Genomic DNA, 13,940 nt, shown 5'->3' with positions numbered 1-13,940 from the left:
GGGGTTATTCTTAATAATCTCTTGATCTCAAGAACGGTTGTTTACTCCGAGGCTTCGGTCAGGCGGTGAATCTGCTTTAAGTTGCTGCATGTATTCTCTGGGGGAAATTCCGGTTACCTTTTTGAAGACCTTGCTGAAATAGAAGGCACTCTCATATCCCAGCTTCTGTGAGATTTCGTAGATGCGACCTTCCCCGCGTGCCATCATTTCTTTGGCTGTCGTGATTTTGATCTCCGTGATATATTCCACATAGTTGACCTTGGCAACCTTGGAGAAAAGGTGGCTCAGATAGTTGGGACTGAAATTGAAGACATCCGCCACTTGATTGAGCGAGAGCTTAGTTCCGAGATTTCGTTTAATATACTCTTGGACATTTTTGACGAGCTGCTCCTTGTAGCTTTGTCTGCGGGTAGAGAGGATGTCCGAGCAACCGTCCCTGAACTGGATCAGCCAGCCGGCGATCTCTTCAATCGTATGCATCTGGTAGATAGCCCGGTAGCCCTCCGGTTCATTTTCGAAAATTTGCTCCACAATATTCTCACCGTCTGCAAGTAGTGAAGTGGCCATATACAGAATGTTGCAGGCGGCATCAGTGGCGGGAACCAGCAGGTCGGCCCGGCCGTCGAAGATTTCGATCATTTTGGAGATAATGGCGTATAAAGCTTGGGTATCCATTTCTTCAAAAGCACGGCGGATCTCTGTACGCAATTCGGAGAAATCAAACAACAGATGATCCTGCTCCAGCGACTCTCCTTCGGCAAAAAACACAAACGACTGTGCTTTAACCGCAGCAGGAAGCGCTTTTCGCGCAGCGAGGTAGCTTTCCCGCAGCAAATAAGGATCCTCGACCGCAAAGCCGATCGCGCCGATGATCCTTACATTGAAGTAGTTATGGAGTATGGAGGCCATATGGGTCAATAGCATTTCAATCTCAGGCATCCATTGCCGTGAATCCGTCCCGTTGACGGGCAGGGTTACAGCAAAATTGCGCAAGTCCAGACTGGTCACATAACAAGGTCTTATGGAAGTAAGCGTATCTTTGGCCATTTGGACGGTACTTGAGCACAGAGCAACCATTTTATCGCCGCGGGGCGGGACACTGTCTGGTCCCAAAATACGGCAAGTGCAGACTAGATAAGCAGGTTCCTTGAGCTCAAGGTTTAAATCATCTCTCTGCAGAAGGTACTGGTTTTTATTTGCGAATAAGTTATTGAACAGGCGGATGAAAAATTTATCGCGTTGGGCTTGTAGATTGCCTCTATGAGCAAGCATGGGATAGCTGTCTAGGGTTTGAAAAGCCTCCAATTGGGAAATTGCTTTCCGAATGGAGGCATCAAGTGCCTCTGGTGTCAGTTCCAGCTTCACTAGATAATCTGTGGCTTGCACTTCAATCGCTCCACGTGCGTATTCGAATTCCTCGTAGCTTGTTAAGATGATAAACAGCGGAAGCCGGCCGTGTTTTTTGCGTACCGCATTGGCAACTTCTAAGCCGCTTTTAATTGGCATTTTTATATCGCTGATTACAATGTCAGGACGGAGGGTGTCAATCATTTCTTCCTCTTGAGCCCCGTTGTGTGCAATGCCGACAATTTCTATATTATATTGCTCCCACTTCAGCATGGACTGCAAGCCGATACAGACCAGCGCCTCGTCATCAGCGATTAACAACTTGATCAATTCCATCACATCCTTGCTTGGTATGCTACTCTATTCCTTTTGCAGGAACGGCAGAAGAATCTTCATCCGGGTATATTGGCCCGACTCACTCTCAATCGAAAGACCGTAATTATCCCCAAATGCCAGGCGCAAACGTTCATTTACGCTGCGGAGTCCAATATTCTCGGGCATTTCTTTGCTTCCGTCACCTGGATTCGACAGAATCGTGGAGATTTCTTCTTCCTTCATCCCTACACCGTTGTCTTCAATCGTAACTAGAATATCGGCGAATCCACTTTTGGCCACCTTAATGAGAATTTCTCCTCTGCCTTTGGGCTCAATGCCATGGAAGATGGCGTTCTCGACCAGGGGCTGGAGCGTGAATCGTGGAATTAGGCCGGTTAGCAGTTCCTCGTTGTCAATCTCCTTTACCATAGAGACCGTACTGCCATAGCGGTATTTCTGAATCAGAAAATAATCATCCAGCAGGCTCAGCTCATCCTTCAGCGGCATCAGTCTACGGTTGTCTTTGGCGATGCTGCGCAGCAGTCTAGATAGTGAAGTGGTCATTTCTGCGATGCCGGTAGCATTCTGAATTGTAGCCATCCATTTGATCGAATTCAGTGTGTTGTACAGGAAATGGGGATTGATCTGACTCTGCAGCATCCGGTATTCCAGCTCCTGTTTCTGTTTCTCGTCAGCGAGCCGGCTGTCCATAAGCGCTACGATATCTTGGGACAGGCGGTTAATACCCCGTCCGACATCGCCAAGCTCGCTGTTCCATTCGATATTGCGGTCCAGCAGGAAATTGCCCTGGGCGATCTTATCAATCCGCTTCTTCAGTTTTTCCACCGGAAGACTGATGGTACGGGTCAGATACAGCGTAATGATAGCGCTTAAGACAATAACCAGGAGACAGACGCCGAGCATAACCAGAATCCATATATTTGTCTTGGGAGCGAACAGGTCATTGGATAAAGTCTGTGACAGAATGACTCCGCTGCGTACGGGATAAGATACCACGATATGGCTCTCTTTCTCGTCCGCCAGCTTGACCATGGACAGCTCGGTTTGCGGACCGACAGGTTTATCATTGGTATAGGCCACCGGTTCATACGGCTCTGCAATGGCGATGACCTGATCGCCGATGAGCTGATAATGATGATTGCCGAGCGTCAGCAGCAGCCGGGAATTCTTCGGCAGGGAGTACCCTTTCAGCTTGTCGGTAATAACAGTTGTATTCGCTAACAGGTACACCGTTCCAACCCGGGAAGCTCCTTTGCCGTAAATAGGAAAAACAAAAGGAATTCCGTTCGTGTTGGAGAGCGGGTCCTTGATCACCCGGTCCCATTTCTCCTCGGCATCATTGCTAAGGCCGGTAATTTGACCGATATTGTGTATGGTAAGCGGAACAGAGGTGCCGGTTTTATCCACCTGCAGAAACTTGCCGTTGCTATCCGTAACAATCAGACGGCGGGCATAGCTGTTGGAGCGGTTGTTCAGGAAGTCCTGCTGCATCGAGTTGAATACATTAACTGCTTCCTTAGAGCTAGCCTTAGGTGAGCTGAAGTAGTCTGTGATCAGGGTATTAGTAGAAGAGTTAGTGCTGCAGGTCATCGCCAGGGATGACAGATCAATCAAATCCTGTTCAATAATATGAGATACCAGCTGCAGATTGAACTCGGTCGCCTGGATGGTTGTTTTACGCTGATAATAAGTAATTAATTCATAGCTGAAAAAAGAAAGCAGCGACGCTATCAGCAGTGCGAATACGGCCATGAGCAGAATAATGCGACTTTTAATGGTGGATTTTCTTACCGTATTTAACACTCCTCTACAAAATGTGAAAACATATAAAGCGTTTTCATATACCATAGCATATTCCTGCGTTCCGATACAGGGGGAGGTACATAAGCTGAATATTTTACATGTTTTAGATAGAAAATTACAGGTTTGAACCCGAGCAGGGAAGAAGAGCACAGAAAAGTGAATGAACTTTGTTTGATAATGCATGCCATTCTTGCGGAAAAAGCTATAAACTTTGAACTAAGCTCAGAAGAGCCGATCGTAGTTACACAATCAGAAGAAAAGGGGATATTTAAATGAAACTGAAAAGATTCTATGGCATAACCCTCGCCACAGTATTCTCCATGAGTCTGCTGGCTGGATGTTCTGGTAATAACAACAACGAAGGTGCTGCTGCAACGACAGCTCCAGCAACGGGGAATTCTGCAAACGCTTCCGCTGAACCGAGCCAGGAGCCTGTGACTTTGAAATGGGCCTTGTGGGATTGGGAAGCTACCGCTTACTACAAGCCGCTAATCGATGCCTATAAAGCTGAGCATCCGAATGTAACGATCGAATATGTCGATCTGGGGTCGACGGACTATATGACCATGTTAAGCACACAACTGTCCGGTGGCGCAGATCTGGACGTACTTACAATTAAAGATATTCCGGGCTACTCGAACCTTGTGAAACAGAATCACCTAGAGCCGCTTAAAAGCTTTATGAGTGGCAACGCTATTGATCCTTCGGTATATGGAGGTACTGTAGAACAAATCGAAGTGAACGATGAGGTGTATGCGCTTCCTTTCCGCAGCGATTTCTGGATTCTCTACTACAATAAAGATTTGTTCGACAAAGCAGGAGTGGAATATCCAAGCAATGATATGACATTCGAGCAATATGATGAGTTGGCCAGAAAAATGACTTCTGGCAGCGGTTCTGAAAAAGTGTACGGAGCTCACTACCATACTTGGCGTAGTGCGGTTCAACTGTTCGGTATTCTGGACGGCAAGAACACTGTTGTTGACGGAAACTACGATTTCTTGAAGCCAACCTATGAGCGGATCCTGAAAGAACAGGAAGACGGCATCGTAATGGATTACGCCACACTGAAGACTTCAAGCACGCACTATTCTGGCGTATTCTACAATAATTCCGTTGCTACTATGAACATGGGCAGCTGGTTTATCGCTACACAGATTGAGAAAGTGAAGAGCGGCGAGTCCCAATCGGCTAACTGGGGCATTGCGAAATACCCTCATCCGGATGGTGTGGAAGCCGGTACAACCCTGGGTACAATTACTTCTCTGGCTGTAAATCAGAAATCCAAACATAAAGAAGCAGCACTTGATTTCATGAAATTCGTGACTGGTGAAGAAGGCGCTAAAGTTATTGCTTCCACCGGAACCATTCCAGCGATTAAGAATGATGAAGTTATCAATTCCATTACTTCCATCGAGGGCTTCCCTGCGGATGAGAACAGCAAAGCGGCACTGACTACTGTTAAGACTTATCTGGAAATGCCTATGCATGAAAAGAGCGCGGACATCGAAGTTATTTTGAATGAAGCGCATGACAATATTATGACTAAAAATGCTTCGATTGACGAAGGTTTGGATGATATGAATGCTCGCGTACAGCAGCTCTTGAATAATTAACCTTAAGAGAGCCGGTTCTAAGGGCGGGTGAAAGCCCGCCTTTTATATTAAAGCGTATAGATTTGTGGGGAAGTTTTAGAAGGTTTGGAGGAGAAAGAATGCAGAACGAAACCATATTGGGTACAAAAAAGATCCCTAAACGTCATTTGTCAAAAGGTGTCCGGGAAAACCTGGTAGCTTACAGCTTCATTGCGCCGAACTTTATCGGATTTGCCCTGTTTACACTGGTACCTATGTTCTTTGCCTTTATCCTTGCTTTTGTGAAATGGGACGGGGCCAATCCAATGAAGTTTATCGGGCTGGACAATTTCACCCGGTTGATCAGAGATACAACATTTCACAAAGCATTATGGAATACCATTGTTTACACTATTGGCGTAGTACCGTTTACCATGATTGTCGCGCTGGCGCTGGCGATCCTGCTTAATCAGAAGATAATGGCCCGCAATTTCATGAGAACCGTATTCTTTTTCCCTTATGTAGCATCCCTGGTAGCCGTTGCTGCCGTATGGAACTTTATCTTCAGTCCTACGATGGGTCCGATCAACAATATCCTGCATACCCTTACCGGTATCCCGCTGGAGGATCTTCCCCGCTGGGCGGCGGATAAACACTGGGCGATGTTCACAGTAATACTGTTCACAGTGTGGAAAAACATGGGTTATTACATGGTTATTTACTTGGCAGGTCTTCAGGGCATCAACCCTGAATTGTATGAGGCTGCTGAACTTGATGGTGCGGGCGCGTGGAGAAGATTCCGCAATGTGACGGTCCCTCAACTGGCGCCTACCTCTTTCTTTGTTCTGATGATTCTAGTCATCAATTCGTTCAAAGTCTACGATATCTTTATCAACCTATTTGCCGGCGCCGATAACCAGTTGAATGATTCTACAAGGGTTATGGTGTATCAAATCTACAATACGGCGTTCCGCTCGCTTGATTACGGATATGCCAGCGCCATGGCCATTGTATTGTTTCTGCTGGTACTTGGCATCACCATCGTCCAGTTCCGCGGCGAGAAGAAATACGGACAATAGGAGGATTCAAAAGATATGGTTGGTAAAAGTAAAGGACTTAGAATCAGCCTTATGGTTCTTGTGTATATTTTGTTGTTTGCGACAGTACTGGCGATGCTGGTTCCGTATATATGGATGTTGTCTTCTTCACTCAAGATGAACAAAGATGTGTTTTCCTTCCCAATGCAGTGGATTCCACAGAATCCGCGCTGGGAGAATTTCGCGGATATCTGGACACGCATTCCGCTGGGCCGTTTTATTTACAATACGGCGAAATTATCGATTATCGTAACGATTCTACAACTACTGACTTCCAGCTTTGCTGCGTATGCGTTTTCCAAACTGCATTTCCGGGGAAAAAACATTCTATTCCTTGGATATATTGCAACAATTGCGATCCCTTGGCAGGCTTACATGGTGCCGCAATTTATCCTGATGCGTTACATGGGGCTTAACAACACGCATTTGGCAATCATACTGCTGCAGGCATTCTCGGCATTTGGAGTATTTCTGATGCGCCAGTTCTATCAAGGTGTTCCGGATGAATTATGCGAGGCTGCCCGTATTGACGGCTTGAGCGAATATGGAATTTGGGCGCGAATCATGCTGCCGTTGTCCAAGCCAGCATTGTCTACATTGACGATCTTCACCTTTGTCGCCACCTGGAATGACTTCCTGGGGCCAATGATTTATCTGACGGATACGAAACTCAAGACCATCCAAATTGGACTAAGAATGTTCATCTCGCAATATTCCGCCGAATATGGCCTGATTATGGCCGCAAGTGTGGTTTCCATTATTCCGGTTGTAATTGTTTTTCTGGCTCTGCAAAAGTACTTTGTACAAGGTGTTGCAGCATCGGGCATTAAGGGCTAGAACCGTATTTCACCTGGCAGTTGCATTTTTTATAGGCTGCCAGGTTTTTTATAAGTCAAAGGGGTCTGTATAAATCTAGTGATTATTCGTTTAACAACGAAATGAATACGCTTTCTTTTATTGATTTACAATCAAAGGAGGAGAAGAGAATGAACAGAAGGCACTTTCGTAAAAGGTTTTTCTCAATAACGATGACTACTGCGCTCGTAGTTGGGATGTTTCCGGCATTCACTCTGTCTGCAGCCTCTGCTGCTACCGTAAATTCTATCTACGCTGCCGCCCATATGGGGGCGACAACAATTGCAGATACTACTCTGCCATCCAGCATTGATATCGGAGGCCAGAGCACAGCAGTGAACTGGAATATTGGTGCAGATACCTTTGCCGTGCCATACGATGCCGTGACCGTCAGCGGTACAGCGAACGGGGGGCCGGTCGTTGCCAGTGTGGAAGTTATTCCGCCCGCAAGTAATCCGTTGGTTTACTTTGTGGATAGCGGCAGAGGGGGCGATTCCGTAGGCAACGGGCCTACTTCCTCGCCGCTGTACGAAGCGGTTCGCACGCTGAGCGGCAGCGATTTGCTCAACCAGTCCCCCGACCAGAAGTATATCAGCGGTACGGCGGACTGGGGATTTGATGATTCCGTAAACAAGGTTAAGAATTCCAAAGACGGGGGACTTACCGATCCAGCTACTGATCCGTCCCTATGGACTGTCGGACTTCGTGCCGACCCTGCCAGCAATCATATCGTGTATAAATTAAAAGCGCTTGAAGCTGGAACCTATACGCTCAGCAGCGGTTTCCATGATTGGTATGGCAGCCGCTCCCGTGTAATACGTCCTCAGATCGAGTATAAGGATGCTAGCGGGGCAACCAAGACGATCTTGTTTGACCAGTTCAACACTAATGTGACTAAGCTAATTTCAGGCGAATTCACCATTCCTGGAGACATTGACGTTAGTAGTCCAATGACGTTGACTTACGCCTATGTTGCTGACGAAAAACCTATTTTGAGCTGGTTCGCCGTTGCCAAGGGCGGAATCAAGAAACAGATCGAAGAAGCTACACAGAGCGCAGCTTCTATGGTCAAGGTTCTGCTTGACGGCAACGATATCCAAGCTGACAATGTCAACGGCCTCACATTTAAGGGATTTGGCGTACTAAGCGCTAACAGCACCAGTGCGCTTTTGCTGGACTATAAGTCAGAGCATCCAGAGGCTTATGCAGAAATGCTACAGATCTTGTTCGGTGGAGAACATCCGCTCATGACGCATGTGAAAATCGAGATGGGCAATGACCGCAATAACTCCACGGGACCTGACCCGGCGACTATGCGTACGGCCGATGAAGAGGCAAATGTTACCCGGCATCCCGGCTTCCAGCTTGCCGCAGATGCCAAGGCAGTGAACCCTGATCTTAAAGTGAGCATCCTGCGATGGAGTGCTCCGGCCTGGGCGAATAACAACGACAAAATCTATACCTGGTACAAAAAAACCATTCTGGCCGCTTATCGTGAATACGGTTATATGGCCGATTACGTTAATCCTTATATCAACGAGCACGCTCCAGATTTGGCGTGGACCAAACAGTACGCTGAGAGAGTCAAGACTGACAGCGAAGGCTTCAACAGCACCGAAGAGCGGGAACTGTACAACCGGATCAAGTCTGTGATTTCCGATGAAGTCGGGATTGGCAGCTTCGGTGCCAGTATGGTGAGTGATCCTTCTCTGCGGGAAGCTGTGCCGATTGCTGGATACCACTACAACACGGACGACGACAGCGCAGGCAATTTCAAAAAACTCGCAGAACAATATGATATTGAGATCTGGAACAGTGAGGCGCAGTCTACCTTCAGTAATTCCTCTTTCCGTCCTAACAACAATATGAAAGATCCTACAGTGGCAGGAACCGGCATTGGTGGTGTCGGCAGTCCGCTGGAGATGAGTAACACGATTATTAAAGGATTTGTTAACTCCCGCCGGACGCACTTTATTTACCAGCCAGCCATTGGTTCCTTTTATGAAGGCGGACAATATTCCTTCAAGGAATTGGTCAGCATGCGCGATCCGTGGTCAGGCTGGATTCATTATGATGCGGGTCTTGTCACTTTGCAGCATTATAGCTGGTTTGCGAATGTAGGCTGGGAGAACGAGGATAATACTGCTGGGATCTGGCGAGCGGTTCCTCAAGCCAGCTCCACAGGTGCGACAGGCACCAATCCGGTAAGCGGCCGCAACGGTTCTCCTAGCTATATAACCCTTGCAGCACCTGATAAAAAAGATTTCTCGACGGTTATCGTGAACGACAGCGAGTATTCCAAAATCTACAAGCTGCAGACAGTCAATATGGCTTATACGGGTAATCCATCCATGGAAGTATGGGAAACCCGTGCCGCTGATGCAGGAGAAGCGTTCAACAGCAATTATATGCAGTATCTTGGAGACGTCACTGCAGACGGTAGCGGGGTATATACCGTTAAGATTAAGCCGTATTCGACCGTGACTGTGTCTACTTTGAAGAACAAGGATAAAGAAGAATATAATACACCGCTGCCTGTAGAAGGCGAGCGTACCGTACTGGATACTGATGCTACAGGAGCGGGACACAGTACTGGGGATAACATTTTGTACGCTGATGATTTTGACTATTCCAAGCAGACTGTTGTGAAGATTGGTGCAGGCGGTCAATCTGAGGGTACCCAGAGCTATATCGAATCCCGCGGCGGTTCCCAAAGCGTTATCCCGCGTTATACCCATGACCGCAATGGGGCATTTGAGGCCTATCTTCCGGACGGGTCTGACAATTATGTCCTGCGGCAGCAGCTGGACACGGGAACCATGGGGCTTGGCGGCACATGGAACAGCGGAGATCCAGTAACGGCCATCGGCGACAACCGGTGGATGAACTACAAGGCCAGTGTTGATGTTTCGTTCGAAACAAACAATACTCAGGGCGGAGCCAATTATGCTGCGATAGGTGCCCGTTATCAAGGAGGTGGCAGTTCCCACTCCATAACCGGTACACCGTATGTGCTGAAATTCTGGTTCGACGGCGGCTGGCAGCTGCTGGTCAACAATAGCGCAGTTGCGAGCGGAAATGCCGCGAACGGTTCCGGCGGCGTGAAGATCGACGGATTCGATACCGCATATGACGCATGGCATAATATTGCCGTTCAGGTTGCGGGCGATAAAGTGACCGCCTATCTGGATGGGGTGAAGCTGGCTTCCTATACCGATCCTACTCCTGAATTGTCCGGCCGGGTAGATCTGGCCAGCGGCTACTATCACGTCCGCTTCGATAATTTGAAGGTGGAGAAGGTTGAGGGCTACACGCCGTATTATTCAGAGCTTCTAGACAATCTTGAAATGTATGACCTGGCTGCTGCTCCGAACCCTAAATTGATATATACCGGGTCGTGGAGCCATATAAACGGAGCGGGCATGTACATTTACCAGCGTTCTCTTTCTACCAGCCAGGCTGTAGACGCTGCAATGGAATACACGTTTGAAGGTACCGGACTGGATATTCTAGGAGCGAATAACGGATCGGCGAAGCTTGAGGTAACGGTGGACGGAAAAGTTATTACTCTATCGGCTGATACATTAGCTTCCAAGGAGCTGTACCAGACGTACACACTCCGCGGGCTTAAATATGGCCAGCACCATGTGCAAATAAAGGTGGTAAGCGGCACCTTGGTTGTCGATGCGGTGGCGGTTGTTTCCGGGGAAGTAACCGGCACTGTAGATACTGCTGCTCTTCAGGCGGCGGTAACAGCCGCGAAAGAAATGAACAAACAGGATGAATATTCGGACAGAGACTGGCAGCTCTTCGTAGATGCACAGAGCGCTGCACAGGAAGCGCTGGATAATCCTATTTTATACAAATTGGATCAGGAAGGAGTTACTCAGCTTGAAGCACGCCTGATCTCCGCCCAGAACCAGTTGACTACGGGAGATATACGGGAGCTTGTCGCTCCTCAGGATTTGGCTACTTATGCCGGAAAACTGCCGAATCTTCCAGACAAGGTGGAAGCCACTCGGGCAGACGGATCCAAATTGCTGGTATCAGTAAAGTGGAATGTAAATGCGGCCAGCTTCAATAATCCGTATGAACGGGTAGCTGTAACCGGCACTTATGGAAATCTGAAAACAACTTGTTATGTGGAAGTGGTGCCGGAGGGGCTCTTATACTTCCTCGATGCTGGTGTATCGGTGGACGGTATCACGCCGCCGTATACGTTAATCAAGGATTTTGTAGGTGACAGCTTGCTTAATAACAAGGCGGATCAGCCTTCGACAGGCAATAGCGTATGGGGGCATACCAGTACTAAGTACCTCCTCAAGGGGCTTGGTGGCGCTGTAGTTCCTTCTGATAAAAGTCAGACAGGTGTTTATGGTTCGGATACAAAAAATAATCCACTTGTATACCTGCTCCCTTTGAACGCAGGCAAATATACGATTACGTCATTCCATCGGGACTGGTGGAACAACACCAACCGCACGATGGATATTACGCTCAGCTATATTGACGCTGAAGGGAAAGAAGTGACCAAACCGGTCCGAACCGGCCTCGTCGCAGGTCCTAATGGCGCTATGATTAACTATGACTTCACGCTTCCGTTGAGCGGTACTGTGAAATACTCAATAAACAATACGTATTCAGGCAATCAGGCTGCATTGATCAGCTATGTGGCTGTAGCTAGAGATAAAGCCAGTGTTGCTAATGAGCAGGCTGTAAATGAGGCTAAGAGTATCATAGAAGGTGCGGTATACAGCGTGCAGAAGGAAGCGGCAAACAGCGAAGAAGCTGTCCAGACTTGGCTGCTGCAGACGATACGCGCTCTGCCCGGTCTCAATGATACTGGAGTTGCGATCGGTGAGATTACCTTGTCTTCCTTCCAAGAAGCAACCGATGAGACTAACGGCAGCTTCAGCTTTACGGTATCACTGAGTAAGGGAGAGGCTACAGCGGACAGTTCAGCGAGCGGAACAATCAAGCTGCCGGAGCCGGATACTGTTCAGCCTTTGATTACTCTGTTAGGTGATGCGACAGTGAATTTGCACATCGGTTCTGAATATACAGATGCAGGAGCGACTGCTTATGATGACAAGGATGGTGATATTACAGACCGTATAACTACAACAGTTAGCAGTGAAGTATACGGCTTGACTGCTCTCGATACGGCGAAAGCTGATATTTATACCTTCCATTATAATGTCAGCGATACTGCAGGCAATGCGGCTGCGGAAGTGACAAGAAAAGTAGTCGTTGCACTTGATCCGGATGTAATGAAGCCGGTGATTACACTGCTTGGTGAACCATCCATTCAACTGGAAAATGGCGCAAGCTATACGGATGCCGGAGCCACAGCGGTAGATGACCGTGACGGCGACATTACGGAGCACATTGTAGCAACGATTACGAAGAATGAGGAGAATGTGCTGGCACTGGACACTAAGGCGGCAGGCATCTACACCTATCATTATAATGTGAGTGATGCGGCGGGCAACGCGGCTATCGAAGTGACTAGAACCGTGACAGTGGGCGAAGCAGAGCAACCTCCGGTAGTGACACCAACACCAACACCAACACCAACACCAACACCAACGCCAACGCCGGAACCGGAGCCAACAACAGCACCAACATCTCCGCCGGCGCCAACGGAAGCACCAGTGTGGACGGCAGCACCAACGCCAGCAGTCACCCCGTCCCCGGCGCCAACACCGCTGCCGCAGGCCGAAAAGGTTCTTGATCGAAAGGATTTCACGGCACCGGTTGGAGGAGTAATAACGGTTCAGCTTACTGAAGCTACAGAATCCATACTGCTTCCAGCAGGACTATCAGGAATCATCGGAGAGAACACTCTACGTCTGGCTTGGAGTAAGGTTGCTATCGATCTGACCCCAGAAGTGCTGAAGAGCATTCAAGAAAAAGCTATTGGAGGTCAAACGGAGGGGGCGCGAATTAAGCTCTCAGCAGTGAAGGTATCCAGAGATGCTGTGGAACAGTTAATCAATAATCGGGCTGCTAATGGTTCCGTACATTTATCTGCGGCAAGTGATGTGATCAACTTCAGCTTGGAGGTTGTTGCTGCGAACGGCACTGCTGTAACGGTAACTGCTTTTGATAAACCGTTGACACTTACGTTCAACGTAGATCCGGATGCCAATATAAGCTTGCTAGGCAGCTACTATATTTCTGCAAATGGTGCGCTTGATTTCATGGGCGGAACGTTGACTAATGGTAAGTGGACTGCTGAAATACGGCATTTCAGCCAGTATGCGGTCCTGGAATACGATAAGCTGTTCACGGATGTCAGCAGTGACAGCTGGGCCACTAATGTGATTAAGACCATGGCCGCGAAGCATATTATCGAAGGCATTTCCAGTACGGAATTTAATCCGCAAGGGGATGTAACTAGGGCACAATTCGCTGCTATGATTGCACGCGCGCTTGGGCTTAAGGCAGGAAGCCATGCAACATTTGGTGATGTGGATTCCAAGGCCTGGTATGCCGAAGCCGTTGCAGCTGTTAGCGGAGCTGGCATCGTGCTCGGACGAAGTGCAGATTCGTTCGCACCGGATCAGAGCATTACCCGCGAGGAAATGGCTGTGATGATCGTTCGTGCTTATGAATATTTGCAGGGAAGCGGGACCAATGAACCTGCTGTAGGATCGTTCAGTGATTATTCCCGGATTCATGACTGGGCGAAGAGCGCAGCAAATATCGCCGAACAGGCGGGACTGATCAAGGGACGCGGCAATAAGCAATTCGCGCCACAAGAGACGATGACCCGTGCCGAAGGTGCGCAAGTTATCTCCAATCTGCTGGGATATTTGTAAGTAGCATTTCAAAGAACCTGGCAGGCTGCATTAAGCGGGCTGCCAGGTTCTTTATAGATTTGGAGAGGCAGGGAGTGCTTAGGAAAACAGCGGCCGGAAGTCCA

6 protein-coding genes are annotated in these 13,940 nt (G+C 48.3%); 4 read left to right on the top strand and 2 right to left on the bottom strand.

What is annotated here, in order from left to right:
- Positions 1 to 27: 27 nt before the first annotated feature.
- Together MHH49_RS03015 and MHH49_RS03010 are read right to left on the bottom strand one after the other, a co-directional pair.
- The gene (locus MHH49_RS03015; RefSeq protein ID WP_052096847.1) at positions 28 to 1,677 is read right to left on the bottom strand and encodes a helix-turn-helix domain-containing protein; all 1,650 of its coding nucleotides are present in this window, start codon (positions 1,675 to 1,677) and stop codon (positions 28 to 30) included.
- A gap of 30 nt (positions 1,678 to 1,707) precedes the next feature.
- Positions 1,708 to 3,531, bottom strand: a complete 1,824-nt coding sequence (locus tag MHH49_RS03010; protein ID WP_081382494.1) for a sensor histidine kinase — start codon at positions 3,529 to 3,531, stop codon at positions 1,708 to 1,710.
- Between the two features lie 227 nt (positions 3,532 to 3,758).
- On the opposite strand from MHH49_RS03010, the gene MHH49_RS03005 reads away from it, so the two are divergent.
- From MHH49_RS03005 to MHH49_RS02990, 4 genes are all read left to right on the top strand, one after another.
- Positions 3,759 to 5,102, top strand: coding sequence for an ABC transporter substrate-binding protein (locus MHH49_RS03005; RefSeq protein ID WP_038569278.1), 1,344 nt, complete (start codon positions 3,759 to 3,761; stop codon positions 5,100 to 5,102).
- A gap of 98 nt (positions 5,103 to 5,200) precedes the next feature.
- Positions 5,201 to 6,139, top strand: a complete 939-nt coding sequence (locus MHH49_RS03000) for a carbohydrate ABC transporter permease (RefSeq protein ID WP_036675858.1) — start codon at positions 5,201 to 5,203, stop codon at positions 6,137 to 6,139.
- A 15-nt stretch (positions 6,140 to 6,154) separates the two neighbouring features.
- Positions 6,155 to 6,994: a carbohydrate ABC transporter permease gene (locus MHH49_RS02995; protein WP_080742424.1), complete on the top strand. Its 840-nt coding sequence runs from the start codon at positions 6,155 to 6,157 to the stop codon at positions 6,992 to 6,994.
- 149 nt (positions 6,995 to 7,143) lie between these two features.
- The gene (locus MHH49_RS02990) at positions 7,144 to 13,836 is read left to right on the top strand and encodes an S-layer homology domain-containing protein (RefSeq protein WP_341137872.1); all 6,693 of its coding nucleotides are present in this window, start codon (positions 7,144 to 7,146) and stop codon (positions 13,834 to 13,836) included.
- Positions 13,837 to 13,940 lie beyond the last annotated feature (104 nt).

This window comes from Paenibacillus sp. FSL F4-0122, from assembly GCF_038002845.1.
Taxonomy (GTDB): Bacteria; Bacillota; Bacilli; order Paenibacillales; family Paenibacillaceae; genus Paenibacillus_AQ; species Paenibacillus_AQ odorifer.
This window is presented reverse-complemented; position numbering and strand designations above follow the sequence as displayed.